Below are 20,544 nucleotides of genomic sequence, written 5' to 3'. Positions count from 1 at the left end.
AATCCGCGCACAATCCGCCTGAAAAGCACCCGCGAGAGCCCCGGCCGGACATCCGGCCGGGGCTCTGGCGGAGCAGGGGGACGGGGGTCAGAGGACCCGGACGGCGGAGGTGGGCATGTAGTACGACATCTCCTGGATCACCACGCCCTTCGACGGGTTCGCCGCGTCCAGGTACTTGCCGTCGCCGATGTAGACGGCCACGTGGTACGCCGAGCCCACGCCGCCCCAGAACACCAGGTCGCCGGGCTGGACGTCGGACACCGCCACCGGGGTGCCGACCGTGGACTGCTCCGCCGCCGTGCGCGGCAGCTCCACGCCCACGGTGCGGAACGCCGCCTGGGTCAGGCCCGAGCAGTCGTACGCCGACGGGCCGGTGGCCCCCAGCACGTACGCCTTGCCGACCTGGGCGTTCAGGAAGTCCAGGACCGTGCCGACGCTCCCCGACGCGGCCGGGGCGGCCGCCGGGGTCTCGGCGGCCGGCGCGGACTCGGACGACGGCGCCGAGGACGCGGACGCGGCGGCCAGCTCCTCGCGCTCGGCCGCGCGGGCGGCCGCGCGCTCCTGGGCGCGCTCCTCGGCCGCCGCGCGGGCCTCCGCCTCCTTCTTGGCCTTCGCGGCCTCCTTGCGGGCGTGCTCGGCGGCCTCCTCCGACTCCTTGGTCAGCGCCAGGCGCAGGGCGGCGGTCCGGGTGGCGTCGGTGCTCCGCTCGACGCCGGTGGCGAGTGCCGTGCTCACGCTGACGTCGGCGTCCACGGCGGGAAGTTCGGCCGTCGACTCCGCGGCCGTCGCCCCGGCCGTTCTGCTGCTGTCTGCGAGGGCGGGAGCGGACGCCGCCGTCGCGACCATCGTGCCGAGGGCGCCACCGGCGACCCCGGTGCGGACGACCCACGCGGGGGCCTGCCGGCTCCGGGGTTTCCGGTGGCTGGGTATGTGCGGTTTACGGGACATGAGGACCAGCGCTATCAGGCGGAAGGTCCGGGATTCAACACTCGTGGGATGCGCCACACTTGGCGACCCCGGTCGCGAAATGCGGCATTTGGGCGCTCTGTTCCGCGCCGGCCGCGCCGCGCCCGCCGGCCCCCGCGCCGTTACCCGCCCGATACCCACGGCATTTGCCCGGCGGGCCGAACGTTGCCGGACGGTTATCACTTCTCCCGCCGCAAACCAAGCAAGGGCCCTCGCTTCGGGACGTCCGCTGTGGCCCACATCACTCCGCCCGGTTTCCCCGCCGTTTCCGCGCCGGACGGCCCTCGCGGGGGCTTGAGAGGGCGTACGCAAGCGTCCCGGGCCTCGAATAACAATTGAGCAGCTGCGCGCTCGAATTCGCCCCGGGCGCTCCGGAGCCGAAATCGACCGCACGTCCAACCCGGCCGCCCGCACCTTCCTGACCTGCGGCGTTACGGCCGGCGCGGAGATCCGGTGACCGTCCCTTCGCGCGGGGTGAACGGCCGGGCGGCCATTCGTTCGGTCGATCGATCGCCGGGTGGTTAAGATCACAAAGCCTTAGGGGACCCCCGTGTCGCAGATCACAGAGCGGGGGGCATAAGATGCGCATCAGTAGGGCTTGTGAACTGCCTCACATGAGCACGATCTTGGTGGGACAGGAACGCGAGTCCGGTGTGGACTGGCAGGCAGTCATCGTCGACTGGAGAGGAGCGGGGCAGCGGTGAACGTATACACGCCGATCCTCGTGCTCGGAGCCATTGCGGCGGCCTTCGCGGTGTTCTCCGTGGTCGCGGCGGCGCTCGTGGGTCCGAAGCGCTACAACCGGGCGAAGCTCGACGCCTACGAGTGCGGCATCGAACCGACGCCGGTGCCGCCGGGCGGCGGCCGCTTCCCGGTCAAGTACTACCTGACGGCGATGTTGTTCATCATCTTCGACATCGAGATCGTCTTCCTCTACCCCTGGGCCGTCTCCTTCGACGCCCTGGGGATCTTCGGGCTCGTGGAGATGCTGCTCTTCGTGCTCACCGTCTTCGTCGCGTACGCCTACGTGTGGCGCCGCGGCGGACTGGAATGGGACTAGGGGGCACCACCAATGGGACTTGAGGAAAAGCTCCCGAGCGGGTTCATCCTGAGCACGGTCGAGCAGGCCGCCGGGCTGGCGCGCAAGTCGTCCGTCTTCCCGGCGACGTTCGGGCTGGCCTGCTGCGCGTTCGAGATGATGACCGCCGGCGCCGGACGCTACGACCTGGCCCGCTTCGGCATGGAGGTCTTCCGCGGCTCGCCGCGCCAGGCCGACCTGATGATCGTCGCCGGCCGGGTGAGCCAGAAGATGGCGCCGGTGCTGCGCCAGGTCTACGACCAGATGCCGAACCCCAAGTGGGTCATCTCCATGGGCGTCTGCGCCTCCTCCGGCGGCATGTTCAACAACTACGCGATCGTGCAGGGCGTCGACCACGTCGTGCCGGTCGACATCTACCTGCCCGGCTGCCCGCCCCGCCCCGAGATGCTCATGGACGCGATCCTCAAGCTGCACGAGAAGATCAAGAACGAGAAGCTCGGCGTGAACCGCGAGGAGGCGGCCCGGGAGGCCGAGGAGGCGGCCAGGAAGGCGCTGCCGACGATCGAGATGAAGGGCCTGCTGCGGTGAGTGGGGAGAACGCGGACGGGGTGAACCCCGACCAGGACCTGAACGCCGAGAACCTGCCCGGCCGGCGCGGTGAGCACGGCGAGACCATCCGCGTCCAGCGCGGCATGTTCGGCGCCGACAACGGCGGCGACACCTCCGGCTACGGCGGCCTGGTGCGCAGCGTCCGGCTGCCGGGGGAGTCCGTACGCCCCTACGGCGGCTGGTTCGACGAGGTCGCCGACGAGCTGGAGGGCGCCCTGGAGGAGCAGGGGCTCGTCCCGGAGAACGTCGTCGAGAAGACCGTCGTCGACCGCGACGAGCTGACCTTCCACGTCGCCCGCGAGCACCTGCCGCGCGTGATGCGCACGCTGCGCGACGACCCGGCGCTCCGCTTCGAGCTGTGCACCGGCGTCTCCGGCGTGCACTACCCCGGCGACGAGGGCCGCGAGCTGCACGCCGTCTACCACCTGCGCTCCCTCACCCACACCCGGCTCATCCGGGTCGAGGTCAGCGCCCCCGACGACGACCCGCACATCCCGTCCGTCGTCGACGTCTACCCGACGAACGACTGGCACGAGCGCGAGGTCTACGACTTCTTCGGCATCGTCTTCGACGGCCATCCCGCGCTGACCCGGATCTTCATGCCGGACGACTGGCAGGGCTTCCCGCAGCGCAAGGACTACCCCCTCGGCGGCATCCCCGTCGAGTACAAGGGCGCCCAGATCCCGGCTCCCGACCAGCGGAGGTCGTACAGCTGATGAGCACCACCCACGCGACCGGCGCGGCCTCGGCCCGCGAGACCACCGAGGGCACCGTTTACACCGTCACCGGCGGCGACTGGGACGAGCTGGCCCAGTCGGTCCACCGCGCCGACGACGAGCGGATCGTCGTCAACATGGGCCCGCAGCACCCCTCCACCCACGGCGTGCTGCGGCTCATCCTGGAGATCGACGGCGAGACCGTGACGGAGACCCGCTGCGGGATCGGCTACCTGCACACCGGCATCGAGAAGAACCTCGAATACCGCACCTGGACCCAGGGCTCCACCTTCGTGACCCGCATGGACTACCTCACCTCGTTCTTCAACGAGGCCGGGTACTGCATGGCGGTGGAGAAGCTCCTCGGCATCACGGACGAGGTGCCCGACCGGGCCACGGTCATCCGGGTGCTGCTGATGGAGCTGAACCGGCTCTCCTCGCACCTGGTGGCCATCGCCACCGGCGGCATGGAGCTGGGCGCCACCACGGTCATGGTCTACGGCTTCCGCGACCGCGAGATGATCCTCGACCTCTTCGAGCTGATCACCGGCCTGCGGATGAACCACGCGTTCATCCGCCCCGGCGGCCTCGCCCAGGACCTGCCCCCGGGCGCGGTCGACGCCATCCGGGAGACGATCAAGACGCTCCGCAAGAACTTCCCGGAGTACGACAAGCTGGCCACCAACAACCCGGCGTTCAAGGCGCGCATGCAGGACATCGCGCACCTGGACCTGGCCGGCTGCATGTCGCTCGGCGCCACCGGCCCGATCCTGCGCGCCACCGGGCTGCCGCACGACCTGCGCAAGACGGACCCGTACTGCGGCTACGAGACGTACGACTTCGAGGTCCCCACCGCCGACACCGCCGACGCCTACGGCCGGTTCCTCATCCGGCTGGAGGAGATGCGCCAGTCGCTGCGCATCGTCGAGCAGTGCGTGGCCCGGCTGGAGCCGGGCCCGGTGATGGTCGGCGACAAGAAGATCGCCTGGCCCGCGCAGCTCGCGCTCGGCCCGGACGGCCTCGGCAACTCGCTGGACCACATCAAGAACATCATGGGCACCTCGATGGAGGCCCTGATCCACCACTTCAAGCTGGTCACGGAGGGCTTCCGGGTGCCGCCCGGGCAGGCGTACGTGGCCCTGGAGTCGCCCAAGGGCGAACTCGGCGTGCACGCCGTCAGCGACGGCGGCACCCGCCCGTTCCGGGTGCACTTCCGCGAGCCGTCGTTCGTGAACCTCCAGGCCATCGCGGCCATGACCGAGGGCGGCCAGGTGGCCGACGTGATCGTGGCCATCGCGTCCATCGACCCCGTGCTGGGAGGCGTCGACCGATGACGACAGCTGAGCAGGGCCGGTCCGGCGTCCAGCTGGGCATGCCCCCACTGCCCGCCCCGGACTACCCGGCCGACGTACGCGAGCGGCTGGAGGCGGACGCGAAGGAGATCATCGCGCGCTATCCGGGCAGCCGCTCCGCGCTGCTGCCGATGCTGCACCTGGTGCAGTCGGAGGAGGGGCACGTCACCCGCACCGGCATGCAGTTCTGCGCCGAGATGCTGGACCTGACCGCCGCCGAGGTGACCGCGGTCGCCACCTTCTACACCATGTACCGGCGCAAGCCCTCCGGCGACTACCAGGTCGGGGTCTGCACCAACACGCTCTGCGCGGTCATGGGCGGCGACGCCATCTTCGACGACCTGAAGGAGCACCTGGGCGTCGGCAACCAGGAGACCACCGAGGACGGCAAGGTCACCCTGGAGCACATCGAGTGCAACGCCGCCTGCGACTACGCCCCCGTGGTGATGGTCAACTGGGAGTTCTTCGACAACCAGACGCCCGAGTCCGCCCGCCGGCTCGTGGACGACCTGCGCGCCGGCAACGACGTGCACCCCACCCGCGGCGCGAAGCTCTGCACCTTCAAGGAGACCGCCCGCATCCTGGCCGGCTTCCCCGACGAGCGCCCCGGCGCGGTCGCCGAGTCCGGCGGCGCCGGCCCCGCCTCGCTCATCGGGCTGCGCATGGCCAAGGGCGAGGAGCCCGTCGCCCGCGTGGTCGGCCAGCGCGCCGCGCACCCCGAGAACCCGCCGCCGGACGCCCTGGCCGACCAGCCGCCCGCCGGCCACCCCAGCTCGCACGACGCGCCGCAGGAGACCTCCGCGTCCGACCCGGCGCACCCGTCCACCGCGTCCGCGGACGAGCCGCCCGCGGCGGAGCCCACCGAGGAGGAGGGCGCGTGATGACCGTCGACTCGCCGGAGAAGCTGCTGACCCCGGTGCTCTCCGCCTTCTGGGACCACCCCGAGTCCTGGACGCTGGACACGTACCGGCGCAACGAGGGCTACGAGGGCCTGCGCAAGGCGCTCGCGATGCCGCCCGACGACGTCATCGCCTACGTCAAGGACGCCGGCCTGCGCGGCCGCGGCGGCGCCGGCTTCCCCACCGGCATGAAGTGGCAGTTCATCCCGCAGGGCGACGGCAAGCCGCACTACCTCGTCGTCAACGCCGACGAGTCGGAGCCGGGCACCTGCAAGGACATCCCGCTGCTCTTCGCCAACCCGCACTCCCTCATCGAGGGCATCGTCATCGCCTGCCACGCCTTCCGGTCGAACCACGCGTTCATCTACCTGCGCGGCGAGGTCGTCCCGGTGCTGCGCCGGCTGCACGAGGCGGTGCGCGAGGCGTACGACGCGGGCTTCCTCGGCAAGGACGTCCTCGGCTCCGGGCTCGACCTCGACGTGACGGTGCACGCCGGCGCCGGCGCGTACATCTGCGGCGAGGAGACCGCGCTGCTCGACTCGCTGGAGGGCCGCCGCGGACAGCCCCGGCTGCGCCCGCCGTTCCCCGCCGTCGAGGGCCTGTACGCCTGCCCCACTGTGGTGAACAACGTCGAGTCCATCGCCTCTGTTCCCGCGATCATGAACAAGGGCAAGGAGTGGTTCCGGACGATGGGCAGCGAGAAGTCCCCGGGCTTCACGCTCTACTCGCTCTCCGGCCACGTCGCCCGCCCCGGCCAGTACGAGGCGCCGCTCGGCGTCACGCTGCGCCAGCTGCTCGACATGGGCGGCGGCATGCGCCCGGGCCACCGGCTGAAGTTCTGGACCCCCGGCGGCTCGTCCACCCCGATGCTCACCGACGAGCACCTCGACGTCCCCCTCGACTACGAGGGCGTCGGCGGCGCCGGCTCCATGCTCGGCACCAAGGCGCTCCAGTGCTTCGACGAGACGACCTGCGTGGTGCGGGCCGTCACCCGCTGGACCGAGTTCTACGAGCACGAGTCCTGCGGCAAGTGCACGCCCTGCCGCGAGGGCACGTACTGGCTGGTCCAGCTGCTCCGCGACATCGAGGCCGGGAAGGGCTCGATGGCCGACCTCGACAAGCTCGACGACATCGCCGACAACATCAACGGCAAGTCGTTCTGCGCCCTCGGCGACGGCGCCGCCGCGCCGATCTTCTCCTCGCTCAACTACTTCCGCGAGGAGTACGAGCAGCACGTCACCGGCGGCGGCTGCCCCTTCGACCCTGCCAAGTCCACCGCCTGGGCCGACACCCCCGGCTCCACGACCCACCGGGAGGTGACCGCGTGACCGTCACGGAGCCGGAGAAGGCCCCCGAGAAGACCGATCTGGTCACGCTGACCATCGACGGCGTCGAGGTCAGCGTGCCCAAGGGCACCCTCGTCATCCGCGCCGCCGAGCAGCTGGGCATCGAGGTCCCGCGGTTCTGCGACCACCCGCTCCTCGACCCCGTCGGCGCCTGCCGGCAGTGCATCGTCGAGATCGAGGGCCAGCGCAAGCCGTCGGCGTCCTGCACCATCACCTGCACCGACGGGATGGTGGTGAAGACCCAGCTGACCTCCGAGGTGGCCGAGAAGTCGCAGCGCGGCGTGATGGAGCTGCTGCTCATCAACCACCCGCTCGACTGCCCGGTCTGCGACAAGGGCGGCGAGTGCCCGCTGCAGAACCAGGCGATGTCCGCCGGGCAGGCCGAGAGCCGCTTCGACGGCCAGAAGCGCACGTTCGAGAAGCCGGTGCCGATCTCGGCGCAGGTGCTGCTCGACCGCGAGCGCTGCGTGCTGTGCGCGCGCTGCACCCGGTTCTCCAACCAGGTCGCGGGCGACCCGATGATCGAGCTGCTGGAGCGCGGCGCGCTCCAGCAGGTCGGCACCGGCGAGGGCGTGCCGTTCGAGTCGTACTTCTCCGGGAACACCATCCAGATCTGCCCGGTCGGCGCGCTCACCTCGAAGATGTACCGCTTCCGCTCGCGCCCCTTCGACCTGGTGTCCTCGCCGTCGGTCTGCGAGCACTGCGCCGGCGGCTGCGCCACCCGCACCGACCACCGCCGCGGCAAGGTCATGCGCCGGCTCGCCGCCAACGACCCCGAGGTCAACGAGGAGTGGCTGTGCGACAAGGGCCGCTTCGGCTTCCGCTACGCGCAGCTGCCCGACCGGCTCACCCACCCGCTCGTCCGCGACGAGAACGGTGAGCTGACGCCGGCGAGCTGGCCCGAGGCGCTGCGCGCCGCGGCCACCGGCCTGGCGGCGGCCCGCGGGCGCGCGGGCGTGCTCACCGGCGGGCGGCTGACGCTGGAGGACTCCTACGCCTACGCCAAGTTCGCGCGCGCCGCGCTCGGCACCAACGACATCGACTTCCGCGCCCGGGTGCACAGCGCCGAGGAGGCCGAGTTCCTGGCCGCGCGCGTCGCGGGCAGCGGCCGCGGCGTCACGTACCGCGCGCTGGAGGAGGCGCCCGCGGTGCTGCTCGCCGGGCTGGAGGCCGAGGAGGAGGCGCCCGGCGTCTTCCTCCGGCTGCGCAAGGCGTGGCGGAAGAAGGGCCTGGAGGTCTACGCGATCGCCCCCTTCGCCACCCGCGGCCTGACGAAGGCCGGCGGCACGCTGCTGCCCGCCGCCCCCGGCACCGAGCCCAGCTGGCTGGACGCCCTCGGCTCCGGCGCCGGCCTCGGCGACGACGGCAAGGCCGCGGCCGAGGCGCTGCGCCGGCCGGGCGCGGTGATCCTCGTCGGCGAGCGGCTGGCGGCCGTACGCGGCGCGCTGTCCGCGGTCGTACGCACCGCGGAGGCCACCGGCGCCACCCTCGCCTGGATCCCGCGCCGCGCCGGCGAGCGCGGCGCGGTCGAGGCGGGCGCGCTGCCCGGGACGCTGCCCGGCGGCCGGTCCGCCGCCGACCCCGAGGCGCGCCGCGAGACCGCCGCCGTCTGGGGCCTGGCCGAACTGCCCGCCGCGCGTGGCCGCGACACCGGTGAGATCCTCGACGCCGCGGCGGCCGGGGACCTCGGCGCGCTGCTCGTCGGCGGCGTGCAGGTCGCCGACCTGCCGGACCCGGCGAAGGCCCGGGAGGCGCTGGATCGGGCGGAGTTCGTGGTCAGCCTGGAGCAGCGGCCCAGCGAGGTCACCGAGCGGGCCGACGTGGTCTTCCCGGTGGCCGCGGTCGCCGAGAAGCAGGGCACGTTCCTCAACTGGGAGGGCCGCGTCCGGCCGTTCGAGGCCGCGCTGAAGCCGGACCAGATGACGCGCCGGCTCGCCCCTGCCGACCAGCGGGTGCTGCACATGCTCGCCGACGCCCTCGACGTCCACCTGGGCCTGCCCGACGCCCGTACGGTACGGGCCGAGCTGGACCGCCTCGGCGTCCCCGCCGGCGGCCCCCGCCCCGCCCCGCCGGACGACCGCGCCGCGCCGCTGCCGCAGCCCGGCGCCGGCGAGGCGGTGCTCGCGGGCCACCGGCTGCTGCTCGACGAGGGCCGGCTCCAGGAGGGCGACGACGCGCTCGCGGCCACCCGCCACGAGGCCGCCGCCCGGCTCTCCCCCGCCACCGCGGCCGCCACCGGCGTCGCCGACGGCGACCCGCTCGCCGTCACCGGCCCGGCCGGCACGGTCACGCTCCCGCTGCGGATCACCGAGGAGCTGCCCGACCAGGTCGTCTGGCTGCCGCTGGCGTCGACGGCCCCGGGCGTGACGGCGGCGACCGGCGCCAACCCCGGCGACCTGGTCCAGGTCTCGGCCGTCTCCAAGGAGGTTCAGGCGTGACCACCCACCTCGCCGCTGACGACCTCAGCTTCTTCGGGGGCGACCCCTGGTGGCTGATCCTGCTCAAGGCGGTCTTCTGCTTCGCGTTCCTGATGCTGACGGTCCTCATCGCGATCGTCTTCGAGCGCAAGGTCCTCGGCTGGATGCAGCGGCGCGTCGGCCCGAACCGGCACGGCCCCTGGGGCCTGCTGCAGTCGCTCGCCGACGGCGTGAAGCTGATGTTCAAAGAGGACATCATCGTCAAGGGCGCCGACAAGGCGGTCTACATCCTGGCGCCGATCCTCGCCGCGGTGCCCGCCTTCATGGCCATCGCGGTCATTCCCTTCGGCCCCGCCGACAACCAGGTGTCGATCTTCGGCGAGCGCACCGCGCTCCAGCTGACCGACCTCCCGGTCGCCATGCTGTACGTGCTGGCCACCGCCTCCATCGCCGCCTACGGCGTGGTTCTCGCCGGCTGGGCGTCCAACTCCACGTACCCGCTGCTCGGCGGCGTCCGCGCGACCGCCCAGGTGATCTCGTACGAGGTCGCGATGGGGCTGTCGTTCGCGGCCGTGTTCCTCTACTCCGGGTCGCTGTCGACCTCGGAGATCGTCGCGGCGCAGGACGACCGCTGGTTCGCGATCCTGCTGCCGGTGTCGTTCCTCGTCTACCTCATCGCGATGGTCGGCGAGGCGCACCGGCTGCCCTTCGACATGCCGGAGTCCGAGGGCGACCTGGTCGCCGGGTACTCCACCGAGTACTCGTCGATCAAGTTCGCGATGTTCATGCTCTCCGAGTACGTGCACATGGTGACGCTCTCCGCCGTGGCGGTCACGCTCTTCCTCGGCGGCTGGCGCGCGCCCGCGCCGCTCAGCACCGTGTGGGAGGGCGCGAACACCGGCTGGTGGCCGATGCTCTGGTTCACCGCGAAGGTCGTCATCTGCCTGTTCGGCTTCGTGTGGCTGCGCGGCACGCTCCCGCGGGTGCGCTACGACCAGTTCATGAAGCTGGGGTGGAAGGTCCTCATCCCGGTCTCCATGGTCTGGCTGATGCTGGTCGCCACCGTCCGGGCGCTGCGCAACGAGGACGTGGACTTCACCGAGATCGTGCTCTACATCGCCGGCGGGCTGCTGGTGATCCTGCTGGTGTCCTTCGTCGTGGACATCTTCCGCGACCGCCAGGACAAGGAGGAGGCCGCCCGCGAGGCGGCCCGGCCCAAGCCGGAGTTCGACCCGACCGAGGGCGGCTTCCCGGTGCCGCCGCTGCCCGGCCAGACCCTCCCGCCCGTGCCCCGCCGCCCCTCGCGCCGCGAGCGTGAGCTGGTGGGCACGAACGCTCCCGGAGGCGACACTGAGGAGGCCGACAATGGCTGACGAGAAGAAGGACAAGCAGGGGTTCGTCAACCCGGTGGCCGGCTTCGGCGTGACCTTCAAGGCCATGTTCAAGAAGCGGCTGACCGAGCAGTACCCCGAGTACAAGAAGCCCACGGCCCCCCGCTTCCACGGCCGCCACCAGCTCAACCGGCACCCGGACGGGCTGGAGAAGTGCATCGGCTGCGAGCTGTGCGCGTGGGCCTGCCCGGCGGACGCGATCTACGTCGAGGGCGCGGACAACACCGAGGAGGAGCGCTACTCGCCGGGCGAGCGCTACGGCCGCGTCTACCAGATCAACTACCTGCGCTGCATCCTGTGCGGGCTGTGCGTCGAGGCGTGCCCCACCCGGGCGCTGACCATGACCAACGAGTACGAACTCGCCGACAGCAGCCGCGAGTCGCTCATCTACACCAAGGACGAGCTGCTCGCCGGGCTGACCGAGGGCATGGTCGACTCGCCGCACGCCATCTACCCGGGGATGACGGAGAAGGACTACTACAGCGGCCTCGTCACCGAGGCCGCCCCGGGTACGGAGCGCCAGGTCGCCGTCAGCAAGGGCGAGCCGGCGCCGGGGCCGGACCCGGAGCACTCCGAAGGAGTCCAGGCATGAACGCCCTCGCCCAGGCCGGCTACACCACCTCCACCGGGGAGGCGACCCAGTTCTGGGTGCTGGCCGTCTTCGCCGTCGCCGGTGCGCTGGGCACCGTGCTGATGAAGAAGTCGGTGCACTCGGCGCTCTGCCTCGCCGGCACGATGGTGATCCTGGCGGTCTTCTACCTCGCCAACGGCGCGTACTTCCTCGGCGTCGTCCAGATCGTCGTCTACACCGGCGCGGTCATGATGCTGTTCCTCTTCGTGCTGATGCTCGTCGGCATCAGCGCCGCCGACTCCCTCAAAGAGACCATCAAGGGCCAGCGCTGGCTGGCGATGCTCTGCGGCATCGGCTTCGGCATCCTGCTGATGGCCGGCATCGGCAACGCGAGCCTCGACACGTTCAACGGCCTGGAGGACGCCAACTCCGGCGGCAACGTGCACGGGCTGGCGGCGCTGATCTTCCGCGACTACGTCTTCGCCTTCGAGCTGACCGGCGCGCTGCTGATCACCGCGGCGGTCGCGGGCATGGTCCTCACCCACCGCGAGAAGACCGAGCGCACCCCGACGCAGCGCGAGCAGGCCGCGCAGCGCGTACGCGACAACGTCCAGGTGCCGCCGATGCCCGCGCCCGGCGTCTACGCCCGCCACAACGCCGTGGACATCCCCGGGCTGCTGCCCGACGGCACGCCGTCCGACCTGACCGTCAACCGCACGCTGCGCGACCGCGGCCAGATCCGGGACGTCTCGCAGCAGGCGCTGGCGGACCTCGCGGCGATCGAGCAGCGCACCGCCGACTACCAGGGCAAGGCCCTGGAGCCGGACACCGGCGACGACGACGGGGACCGCGGGGACGACGCCGTCAGCGCGAACGCCGGGACGGCCGGAACCGGAACGGCCGGAAAGGGAGAGGGCGAGTGAACCCGGTCAACTACCTGTATCTCTCCGCGCTGCTGTTCACCATCGGCGCGGCCGGGGTGGTCATCAGGCGGAACGCCATCGTGGTGTTCATGTGCATCGAGCTGATGCTGAACGCCTGCAACCTGGCGCTGATCACGTTCTCCCGGATGCACGGGAACCTCGACGGCCAGATCGTCGCGTTCTTCACCATGGTCGTCGCCGCCGCGGAGGTCGTGGTCGGCCTGGCGATCATCGTGTCGGTGTACCGCTCCCGCCACTCGGCCTCGGTCGACGACGCCGCTTTGATGAAGCTGTAAGGGGACGCACCAGTGGAGTCACTCATCGGATTGCTCGTCGCGGCGCCGCTGCTCGGCGCGGCGGTGCTGCTCTGCGGCGGGCGGAGGCTGGACCGTACGGGCCACTGGCTCGGCACGGCCCTGGCCTTCACCTCCTTCGTCCTCGGCCTCGTCCTCTTCGCCGACATGCTCGGCAAGGACGGCGAGGAGCGGGCGCTGCACAGCCACCTCTTCACCTGGATCCCGGTCGAGGGGTTCCAGGCGGACGCGGCGTTCCAGCTCGACCAGCTGTCGATGACGTTCGTGCTGCTGATCACCGGCGTCGGCTCGCTCATCCACCTGTACTCCGTGGGCTACATGGAGCACGACGAGCGCCGCCGCCGGTTCTTCGGCTACCTGAACCTCTTCCTCGCGGCGATGCTGCTGCTGGTCCTCGCGGACAACTTCCTGCTGCTGTACGTCGGCTGGGAGGGCGTCGGCCTCGCCTCGTACCTGCTGATCGGCTTCTGGCAGCACAAGCCCAGCGCGGCCACGGCGGCGAAGAAGGCGTTCATCGTCAACCGCGTCGGCGACGTCGGCCTGTCCATCGCGATCATGCTGATGTTCGTCACCTTCGGCACCTTCGCCTTCGAGCCGGTCATGAACTCGGTCGGGGAGTCGAGCGAGGGCAAGATGACGGCGATCGGGATCATGCTGCTGCTCGCCGCGTGCGGCAAGTCGGCGCAGGTCCCGCTCCAGTCCTGGCTGGGTGACGCGATGGAGGGCCCGACGCCGGTCTCCGCGCTGATCCACGCCGCGACGATGGTGACCGCCGGCGTCTACCTGATCGTCCGCTCCGGCGCGATCTTCGAGGCGGCGCCCGACGCGCAGCTCGTCGTCACGGTCGTCGGCGCGGTCACGCTGCTCTTCGGTGCGATCGTCGGTTGCGCGAAGGACGACATCAAGAAGGCGCTGGCCGGCTCGACGATGTCGCAGATCGGCTACATGATCCTGGCCGCCGGGCTGGGCCCGATCGGCTACGCCTTCGCGATCATGCACCTGGTGACGCACGGCTTCTTCAAGGCCGGGCTGTTCCTCGGCGCGGGCTCGGTCATGCACGGCATGAACGACGAGGTCGACATGCGCAAGTACGGGGGCCTCAGGAAGTACATGCCGGTCACGTTCGCCACCTTCGGCCTCGGCTATCTGGCGATCATCGGCTTCCCGGGCCTGTCCGGCTTCTTCTCCAAGGACGCCATCATCGAGGCCGCGTTCGCCAAGGGCGGTACGCACGGCTGGATCCTGGGCGGCGCGGCGCTGCTGGGCGCGGCGATCACCGCGTACTACATGACGCGCGTGATGCTCATGACGTTCTTCGGCGAGAAGCGCTGGGAGGCGGACGCGAACGGCGACATGCCGCACCCGCACGAGTCGCCGAAGACGATGACGATCCCGATGATCGTGCTGGCCGTCGGCTCGGTCGGCGCGGGCGCGTTCTTCGACATCGGCGAGCGGTTCGTGCACTGGCTGGAGCCGGTCACCGGCTTCGAGCACGGGCACCTGCCCGAGGGCCTGACCGTCGGCATGGTCACCGCCGCCACCGTCACCTGCATGGTGCTCGGCGTCGGCGCGGCCTGGCTGCAGTACGGCCGCCGCCCGGTGCCCGCCGCCGCCCCGCGCGGCTCCCTGCTCACCCGGGCCGCCCGGCGCGACCTGCTGCAGGACGACTTCAACCACGTGGCGCTGGTCAAGCCCGGCGAGTATCTGACCCGCGGCCTGGTCTACCTGGACCACAAGCTGGTCGACGGCATCGTCAACGGCACCGCGGCGGCGTTCGGCGGGCTCTCCGCGCGGATGCGGCGGATCCAGAACGGCTACGCCCGCAGTTACGCGGTCTCGATGTTCGGCGGCGCGGTGGTCCTCATCGCCGCGACCCTGCTGATGAGGGCGGTCTGAACCCATGGCTGATTCTTCCTTCCCGCTGCTGACGCTCGCCGCGGCGGTCCCGGCGGTGGGCGCCATCGCCACGGCCGCGGTGCCCGCGGCCAGGCGCGAGCTCGCCAAGGTGCTCGCGCTGGGGGTGTCGCTGGCGACGCTCGTGCTGGCCGCGGTCATCGCGATCCGGTTCGACCCGGGCGGCGACCGCTTCCAGCTCACCGAGTCGCGGGCGTGGATCGCCGACTTCGGGGTGAGATACGAACTGGGCGTCGACGGCATCGCCGTCGCGCTGGTGGCGCTGACCGCGCTGCTCGTCCCGTTCGTGATCCTCGCGGGCTGGCGCGACGCCGACCCGGCCGGCGGCGCCGCCGCGGACACGCAGTCGCGCTGGCGCCCCACCCAGGGCTTCTTCGCGCTGATCCTGGCCGTCGAGGCGATGGTCATCATCAGCTTCCTGGCCACGGACGTCTTCCTCTTCTACATCTTCTTCGAAGCCATGCTCATCCCGCTGTACTTCCTCATCGGCGGCTTCGGGGACAAGGCGCACGAACACGGCGAGGAGGAGGCGGCGCGGCAGCGCTCCTACGCGGCCGTGAAGTTCCTGCTCTACAACCTGGCCGGCGGCCTCATCATGCTGGCCGCGGTCATCGGCCTGTACGCCGCCACCAGCGACCAGCTCGGCGAGGGCACGTTCTCGCTCCAGGCCATCCTCGAAGCGCGCGGCAACGGCGAGCTGGAGCTGTCGACGAACACCGAGCGGCTGCTCTTCCTCGGCTTCTTCTTCGCCTTCGCCGTCAAGGCGCCACTGTGGCCGCTGCACACCTGGCTGCCCAACGCCATGGGCGAGTCCACCCCGCCCGTCGCGGTGCTCATCACCGCGGTGGTCGACAAGGTGGGCACGTTCGCGATGCTCCGCTTCTGCCTCGGGCTCTTCCCCGAGGCCAGCGACTGGGCGACGCCGCTGGTGCTGGTGCTGGCGCTGGTGAGCATCCTGTACGGCGCGCTGCTCGCGATTGGGCAGCGGGACATCAAGCGGCTGATCGCGTACGCCTCGATCTCCCACTTCGGCTTCATCATCCTGGGCATCTTCGCGATGACCAGCCAGGGCCACTCCGGGGCGACGCTGTACATGGTCAACCACGGCATCTCCACCGCGCTGCTGATGCTGGTCGCCGGGTTCCTGATCTCCCGGCGCGGCTCGCGGCTCATCGCCGACTACGGCGGGGTGCAGAAGGTGGCGCCGGTGCTCGCCGGCACGTTCCTGATCGGCGGTCTGGCGACGCTGTCGCTGCCGGGGCTCGCGCCGTTCGTCAGCGAGTTCCTGGTGCTGGTGGGCACGTTCAGCCGCTACCCGGTGATCGGCATCATCGCCACCGTCGGGATAGTGCTGGCCGCGATCTACGTCCTGGTGCTGTACCAGCGGACGATGACCGGGCCGGTCGCCGACAAGGTCGCCAAGCTGCCCGACCTGCGGGTGCGCGAGGTGCTGGTGGCGGCGCCGCTGGTCGCGCTGCTCATCGGCCTCGGCGTGTACCCGGAGCCGCTCACCGAGATCGTCAACCCGGCCGTCGAGCACACCATGTCCGACGTAGACAAGTCCGACCCGGAGCCCGATGTGAACCCTGTGGAGGCCGCGCATGAGTAGGGGTGTCCACAGCCTGTGGATCGCACAGGACGGCGTCGACAAGATCGAAGCGCCGCACATCGAGTACGACCTGTTGGCGCCCACGCTGATCGTGGTCGGCGCGGCCGTGCTGGGCGTCGCCGTCGAGGCGTTCGTCCCCCGGCGGCACCGGTACGTCGTCCAGGTCGGGCTCGCCGTGCTCGCCATGGCCGCCGCGTTCGGCGCCGTCATCACCCTGGCCGCCACCGGCCACGGCACCGACGAGGCGCAGACCGCCGCGATGGGCGCGCTGGCCGTCGACGGACCGGCGCTGTTCCTCCAGGGCACCATCCTGCTGATCGGCGTGCTCGCGGTGTTCACCTTCGCCGAGCGCAGGCTGGATCCGGCCGCGCACGGCAGGCAGGTCGACTCCTTCGCCGCGGAGGCGGCGGCGGTGCCCGGCGGCAAGGCGGAGCAGTCCGCGGTCAAGGCGGGGTTCACCACCACCGAGGTGTTCCCGCTGCTGATGTTCGCGACCGGCGGCATGCTCATCTTCCCCGCCGCGAACGACCTGCTGACGCTCTTCATCGCGCTGGAGGTCTTCTCCCTGCCGCTGTACCTGCTCTGCGCCGTCGCCCGCCGCAAGCGGCTGATGTCGCAGGAGGCGGCGGTGAAGTACTTCCTGCTGGGCGCCTTCTCGTCGGCGTTCCTGCTCTTCGGCATCGCGCTGCTGTACGGGTACGCGGGCAGCGTGAAGTACGCCGTCATCGCCGACGTCGTCGCCGGCAACCCGCAGCACATGACGCCGGCGCTCGCCGACACCATGGGCAACGACGCGCTGCTGCTCATCGGCGGCGCCATGCTGCTGCTCGGGATGTTCTTCAAGGTCGGCGCCGTGCCGTTCCACATGTGGACCCCGGACGTCTACCAGGGCGCCCCCACGCCCGTCACCGGCTTCATGGCCGCGGCCACCAAGGTCGCCGCGTTCGGCGCGCTGCTGCGGCTGCTGTACGTCGTGCTGCCGGGCATGAAGTGGGACTGGCGGCCGGTGATGTGGGGCGTGGCGATCGTCACGATGGTCATCGGCGCGATCCTCGCGATCACCCAGACCGACGTGAAGCGGCTCCTGGCCTACTCGTCGATCGCGCACGCCGGGTTCATCCTCGCCGGTGTCACGGCGGCCAACGAGGACGGCATCTCCTCGGTGCTGTTCTACCTGGCCGCGTACGGGTTCGTGACGATCGGCGCGTTCTCGGTCGTCACGCTGGTCCGGGACGCGGGCGGCGAGGCCACGCACCTGTCCAAGTGGGCGGGGCTCGGGCGGCGTTCGCCACTGGTGGCGGCGGTCATGGCGGTGTTCCTGCTGGCGTTCGCGGGCATCCCGCTGACCAGCGGCTTCGCCGGGAAGTTCGCGGTGTTCAAGGCGGCGGCGGAGGGCGGCGCGACGCCGCTGGTCGTCGTCGGCGTCATCGCCTCGGCCATCGCCGCGTTCTTCTACGTGCGCGTGATCGTGCTGATGTTCTTCAGCGAGCCGCGGCCGGAGGGCCCGGCGGTGACGGTGCCGAGCGCCTTCACCGTCACGGCCATAGCGGTCGGCCTGGCCGCGACGCTGGTGCTGGGCGTGGCGCCGCAGTACTTCCTGGACCTGGCCGGGGACGCGGGGGTGTTCGTCCGCTAGCCCGCTCCGCGGGGGCGGCGGGTTTCCGGGGGCCTCGCCCCCGGGCCCCCGAGGGGCGGGGGCGGATCTACGGTGGACGTCGCGTTGCCGCTCGGCGTGCCGGGCCGCTCCGCAGGCCCGGGCCCCCGCGGCAGCCGCCGCGTGCCCCGGAAACCGACGGCTCACCGCCGCGGGGTTTCCGGGGGGCTTCGCCCCCGGCCCCCCGCGGCAGCGGCCGGATCTGCCCCTGGGCCGCGCCGGCCGGTCCGCGACCCGACGCCGGCTCAACTCGCCGGCCGGACCTCCCCGCGGACGGCGGCGAGCGCGATCCGTACGCCGTCCGGGCCGGGGGCCCAGCCGTCGATCTCGACGGTGTCCCCGTCCGCCAGCCACGGGCCCTTGCCCCGGGTCAGCTCCAGCAGCGAGCCCACCTGGTCCGGCTCGGGCCCGCTGACCGTGCCGGAGGCGTAGAGGTCGCCGGTGCGCAGGGACGCGCCGTTGACGGTCATGTGGGCGAGCTGCTGCGCCGCCGTCCAGTACATCGAGGCGAACGGCGGCCGGGAGACCGTCTCCCCGTTGACACGTACCTCAAGGCGCAGGTCGTAGCCGTGCGGCTGCTCGTCGGCGGCGGTGTCGTCGAGGTACGGCAGCAGCGGGTGCGTACGCTCCGGCGGGGCGACGCGGGCGGCGTCCAGGGCGTCGAGCGGGGTGATCCAGTGCGCGATCGAGGTGGCGAAGGACTTCGCCTGGTGCGGGCCGAGGGGGCGCTGCTCCCAGGGCTGGACGTCGCGCGCGGACCAGTCGTTGACCAGGCAGAGCCCGAAGACGTGGTCGCGGAAGGCGGTACGGGGCACGGGGGTGCCCATCGGCGACGGCACCCCGACGACGAAGCCGACCTCGGCCTCGATGTCGAGCCGCGCGGAGGGCCCGAACTCCGGGGCCGGCGCGTCGCCCGCGCCCCTGCGCTGGCCCGCGGGGCGTACGACGGGCGTGCCGGACGGCACGACGGTCCCGGCCCGGCCGTGGTAGCCGATGGGCAGGTGCTTCCAGTTGGGCGTCAGCGGCTCCTCGCCGGGGCGGAAGATGCGGCCGACGTTGGCGGCGTGGTGCTCGCTGGAGTAGAAGTCGACGTAGTCGCCGACCTCGAACGGCATGTGCAGCGCGACCCCGTCCAGCGCGTGCAGGTGCGGCCCGGCGGCGGCGCGGTGCGCCGGGTCCGTCAGCCAGCCGGTCACCTCGGCCCGTACCGCCCGCCACACCGGCCGGCCCGCGGCCAGCAGCGGGGCCAGCGTGGGGGCGGCGAGCAGCGCGGCGTGCGGGGAGCCGAGGGCCGCCGCGACGGCGGCGGTGTCCAGGACGGACGCCCCGTAGCGGACGCCGACGCGGGGGTTTGCGTCGCCGGGCGCGGTGAAGACGCCGTAGGGGAGATTGTGCGGCCCGAAGGGATCGCCTTCGGGCACGTCGAGCGGGCTGTGCTCGGACATCGCGGAGTCCTGCCTCATCGTGGTCGGTGGGCTGGGGACCTCAGGTTACGACCCCCGGGGCGTCCTGGGGGAAGCCGCCCGACGTGATCGTCGCGTGACCGGCTACGCTGCGAACGTGGTGCATGGTGGTTGCTGGCGACACATCGACAATCTGTTCCACGTGAACGTCTGGAGACAGGAGGAGCCCTCGTGACCGTGGTCGCGCCCTTGGGGCTCAGCGTTCAGGACCCCGGCCTGGAAGCCGATGTCGAGGCCGGCCTCGCGGCCGTCGAAGAGGGTCTCCTGGAGGCCACGAAGAGCGATGTGCCGTTCATCACCGAGGCGGCGCGGCATCTCGTCCGCGCCGGCGGCAAAAGGTTCCGCCCCCTGCTCGTCATGCTCTCCGCGCAGTTCGGCGACCCGTACGCGCCCGGCGTCGCGCCCTCGGGCGTCGTCGTCGAGCTGACGCACCTGGCCACGCTCTACCACGACGACGTGATGGACGAGGCGGCGGTGCGCCGGGGCGTACCGAGCGCGAACAGCCGCTGGGCCAACTCCGTCGCCGTGCTCACCGGCGACTTCCTCTTCGCGCGCGCCTCCCGGATCCTCGCCGACCTCGGGCCGGAGATGGTCCGGATCCAGGCGCAGGCGTTCGAGCGGCTCGTCACCGGGCAGATCCTGGAGACCGCCGGCCCGGCCGAGGGCCGCGACCCGGTCGATCACTACCTGGAGGTGCTCTCCGGCAAGACGGGTTCGCTCATCGCCGTCTCCGGCCGCTTCGGCGCGCTGACGTCGGGCGCGGACGAGTCGGTGGTGGAGGTGCTGACGCAGTACGGTGAGCGCATCGGCATCGCCTTCCAGCTCGCGGACGACCTGCTGGACATCACCAGCGACGGCGACGAGTCCGGCAAGACCCCGGGCACGGACCTGCGCGAGGGCGTGGCCACCCTGCCGGTGCTGCACCTGCGCGCCGCCGCCCAGCGGGACCGCCGGCCGGAGGACCTGGAGCTGGCGGCGCTGCTCGCCGACGACCTGACGGACGACTCGCGGCACGCGGAGGCCCTGGCCCGGCTGCGGGTGCACCCCGCGGTGGAGCAGGCCCGGCGGGACACCGTGCGGTACGCCGCGGAGGCGCGGGCGATCCTCACGGCGCTGCCGGCGTGCCCGGCGCGGGCCGCGCTGGAGGGGCTGTGCGACGCGGTGGTGGACCGGGCCGGGTAGCGGCGCCGGGTAGCGGGCCCGGAGGCGCCGCGCAAGCGGATGGCCCGTACACCGACCGGGGCGAACCCCCACTCGCGGCGGATGCCGTCATACGACAGGAGTAAGCCAACCTGCGCCCACGGGCTGACGCCCCGGGCCGTCCGGTTTGTTGTGATGGTTTACAGCCCCCATACGGCGGA

Annotated in this window: 17 protein-coding genes; 15 read left to right on the top strand and 2 right to left on the bottom strand. The window is 71.7% G+C overall.

The window, feature by feature from the left end; translation table 11 throughout:
* Positions 1–87: 87 nt before the first annotated feature.
* Positions 88–846, bottom strand: a complete 759-nt coding sequence (locus ACHZ99_RS10205; protein ID WP_420304676.1) for a C40 family peptidase — start codon at positions 844–846, stop codon at positions 88–90.
* Positions 847–1,666: 820 nt separating this feature from the next.
* Here ACHZ99_RS10205 and ACHZ99_RS10200 point away from each other — a divergent pair.
* The 14 genes from ACHZ99_RS10200 to nuoN are packed head-to-tail and all read left to right on the top strand — an operon-like array spanning position 1,667 to position 17,702.
* On the top strand, positions 1,667–2,026 hold the full coding sequence (locus ACHZ99_RS10200; RefSeq protein ID WP_420304135.1) for an NADH-quinone oxidoreductase subunit A: 360 nt from the start codon (positions 1,667–1,669) through the stop codon (positions 2,024–2,026).
* Between the two features lie 12 nt (positions 2,027–2,038).
* Positions 2,039–2,593, top strand: coding sequence for a NuoB/complex I 20 kDa subunit family protein (locus tag ACHZ99_RS10195; protein ID WP_420304134.1), 555 nt, complete (start codon positions 2,039–2,041; stop codon positions 2,591–2,593).
* Positions 2,590–3,330 carry an NADH-quinone oxidoreductase subunit C gene (locus tag ACHZ99_RS10190; protein WP_420304133.1) on the top strand — a complete coding sequence of 247 codons (741 nt, stop codon included), beginning with the start codon at positions 2,590–2,592 and terminating at the stop codon, positions 3,328–3,330. The genes ACHZ99_RS10195 and ACHZ99_RS10190 overlap by 4 nt, the downstream gene beginning before the upstream one ends.
* The gene (locus tag ACHZ99_RS10185; RefSeq protein WP_420304132.1) at positions 3,330–4,664 is read left to right on the top strand and encodes an NADH-quinone oxidoreductase subunit D; all 1,335 of its coding nucleotides are present in this window, start codon (positions 3,330–3,332) and stop codon (positions 4,662–4,664) included. The genes ACHZ99_RS10190 and ACHZ99_RS10185 overlap by 1 nt, the downstream gene beginning before the upstream one ends.
* Positions 4,661–5,563, top strand: coding sequence for an NADH-quinone oxidoreductase subunit NuoE (nuoE, locus tag ACHZ99_RS10180; RefSeq protein ID WP_420304131.1), 903 nt, complete (start codon positions 4,661–4,663; stop codon positions 5,561–5,563). The genes ACHZ99_RS10185 and nuoE overlap by 4 nt, the downstream gene beginning before the upstream one ends.
* The gene (gene nuoF / locus ACHZ99_RS10175; protein WP_420304130.1) at positions 5,563–6,909 is read left to right on the top strand and encodes an NADH-quinone oxidoreductase subunit NuoF; all 1,347 of its coding nucleotides are present in this window, start codon (positions 5,563–5,565) and stop codon (positions 6,907–6,909) included. Before nuoE ends, nuoF begins: the two co-directional genes overlap by 1 nt.
* On the top strand, positions 6,906–9,365 hold the full coding sequence (locus ACHZ99_RS10170; RefSeq protein ID WP_420304129.1) for an NADH-quinone oxidoreductase subunit G: 2,460 nt from the start codon (positions 6,906–6,908) through the stop codon (positions 9,363–9,365). Before nuoF ends, ACHZ99_RS10170 begins: the two co-directional genes overlap by 4 nt.
* Positions 9,362–10,717, top strand: a complete 1,356-nt coding sequence (nuoH, locus tag ACHZ99_RS10165) for an NADH-quinone oxidoreductase subunit NuoH (RefSeq protein WP_420304128.1) — start codon at positions 9,362–9,364, stop codon at positions 10,715–10,717. The genes ACHZ99_RS10170 and nuoH overlap by 4 nt, the downstream gene beginning before the upstream one ends.
* On the top strand, positions 10,710–11,327 hold the full coding sequence (gene nuoI / locus ACHZ99_RS10160) for an NADH-quinone oxidoreductase subunit NuoI (protein ID WP_420304127.1): 618 nt from the start codon (positions 10,710–10,712) through the stop codon (positions 11,325–11,327). Before nuoH ends, nuoI begins: the two co-directional genes overlap by 8 nt.
* Positions 11,324–12,229, top strand: a complete 906-nt coding sequence (locus tag ACHZ99_RS10155; protein WP_420304126.1) for an NADH-quinone oxidoreductase subunit J — start codon at positions 11,324–11,326, stop codon at positions 12,227–12,229. The genes nuoI and ACHZ99_RS10155 overlap by 4 nt, the downstream gene beginning before the upstream one ends.
* A complete protein-coding gene (gene nuoK / locus ACHZ99_RS10150; RefSeq protein WP_420304125.1) occupies positions 12,226–12,525 on the top strand; it encodes an NADH-quinone oxidoreductase subunit NuoK in 300 nt (99 codons plus the stop codon). Before ACHZ99_RS10155 ends, nuoK begins: the two co-directional genes overlap by 4 nt.
* Before the next feature lie 12 nt (positions 12,526–12,537).
* A complete protein-coding gene (gene nuoL, locus ACHZ99_RS10145; protein WP_420304124.1) occupies positions 12,538–14,439 on the top strand; it encodes an NADH-quinone oxidoreductase subunit L in 1,902 nt (633 codons plus the stop codon).
* A gap of 4 nt (positions 14,440–14,443) precedes the next feature.
* Positions 14,444–16,066, top strand: a complete 1,623-nt coding sequence (locus ACHZ99_RS10140; RefSeq protein WP_420304123.1) for an NADH-quinone oxidoreductase subunit M — start codon at positions 14,444–14,446, stop codon at positions 16,064–16,066.
* Entirely contained in the window at positions 16,059–17,702 is a 1,644-nt protein-coding gene (nuoN, locus tag ACHZ99_RS10135) for an NADH-quinone oxidoreductase subunit NuoN (protein ID WP_420304122.1), read from the top strand. The genes ACHZ99_RS10140 and nuoN overlap by 8 nt, the downstream gene beginning before the upstream one ends.
* Positions 17,703–17,965: 263 nt before the next feature.
* On the opposite strand, the gene ACHZ99_RS10130 is transcribed toward nuoN, so the two are convergent.
* Positions 17,966–19,165 (bottom strand): fumarylacetoacetate hydrolase family protein, encoded by a 1,200-nt coding sequence (locus ACHZ99_RS10130; protein ID WP_420304121.1) that lies wholly within the window; start codon positions 19,163–19,165, stop codon positions 17,966–17,968.
* Between the two features lie 189 nt (positions 19,166–19,354).
* On the opposite strand from ACHZ99_RS10130, the gene ACHZ99_RS10125 reads away from it, so the two are divergent.
* The gene (locus tag ACHZ99_RS10125; protein ID WP_420304120.1) at positions 19,355–20,365 is read left to right on the top strand and encodes a polyprenyl synthetase family protein; all 1,011 of its coding nucleotides are present in this window, start codon (positions 19,355–19,357) and stop codon (positions 20,363–20,365) included.
* Positions 20,366–20,544 lie beyond the last annotated feature (179 nt).

The sequence above is a fragment of the Streptomyces sp. MAR4 CNX-425 genome (assembly GCF_048656465.1).
Lineage (GTDB): Bacteria > Actinomycetota > Actinomycetes > Streptomycetales > Streptomycetaceae > Streptomyces.
This window is presented reverse-complemented; position numbering and strand designations above follow the sequence as displayed.